At 43.5% G+C, this 1042-nt stretch carries 1 protein-coding gene; it reads left to right on the top strand.

The features are described from left to right. Positions 1 to 796 (top strand): ACT domain-containing protein (locus tag F6K53_RS45240; RefSeq protein WP_293087713.1); only part of this gene is annotated, 796 nt, incomplete at its 5' end. Positions 797 to 1042 lie beyond the last annotated feature (246 nt).

Below are 1042 nucleotides of genomic sequence, written 5' to 3'. Positions count from 1 at the left end.
CATGGCAACAGTGGCAATTACTGGGACTGGTATGATTGGACGTCCTGGCGTTGCAGCTAAAATGTTTTCTACTCTAGCAGAGGCAGGAGTTAATATTGAGATGATTTCTACCTCTGAGTTGAAGATCACTTGTGTGATTAATGCTGAGGCATGCGATCGCGCTGTTGCTGCTCTGTGCCAGGCTTTTGAGATTGATCGTTCTGTAGTGCTCGGACCTGATTCAATTCAGGAGTTTGCTACTGGTTCAACTCCATCCCCAGTATCCGGTGCTGTCGTTGATCTCAACCAAGCTTGTATCACAATTCGCCATGTCCGAGATCAACCGGGAATGGCAGCAAAACTCTTTGGACGACTGGCACAGGAAAATATTAGTGTTGATATGATTATTCAGTCTCAACGCTTTTATAGGCTTAATGGTATCCCCACCTGTGATATTGCGTTTACGGTGGCTCAAGCTGATGCCGAAGCAGCATCTATGGCTTTAAAAGCTTTAGCACTAAGTATTGGTTGTGGGGAGATTTTAGTGGATACAGAAATCGCTAAAGTTAGTCTAGTTGGGGGTGGTATGGTGGGACAACCAGATGTTGTGGCTCAGTTTTTTGAGGCATTAGCACAACAGCAAATAAATATTCAGATGATTACAACTTCAGAAACTAAAATTAGTTGTGTGGTTGCTCAAGAAGAAGGAGTTAAGGCTTTAAATGCCGTGCATAAGGGGAGCATCTCGTTGGGAAAAAACTATCCCCAAACCCTCAAGGGTTTGGCTAGACCAGCAAAGCCTAGTTACGCAGGCTAATCAGCAGGCTAATGAGTCGGAAACAATTATAGCGCTACGTGCAAGGGCAAGAGGCAAAAGGCAAAAGGCAACAGTTCAATAAAACAGCGTTTGCTGCTTGTATCAATGTCAAACACCTTAATGGGTAGTGCTATACTTCCAAAAATCCGGGAAAAATTAGGCACAAATCAGGAGAATACAATTATGATCAAACTTTATGATTACCAGCTATCTGGCAATTGCTACAAAGTGCGGCTAATGCTTTCA

The sequence above is a fragment of the Moorena sp. SIO4A1 genome (assembly GCF_010672065.1).
In the GTDB taxonomy this organism is placed as follows: domain Bacteria; phylum Cyanobacteriota; class Cyanobacteriia; order Cyanobacteriales; family Coleofasciculaceae; genus Moorena.
Note: the sequence above shows the minus strand (reverse complement) of the source record. Positions and strands in the feature narration are given on the sequence as shown.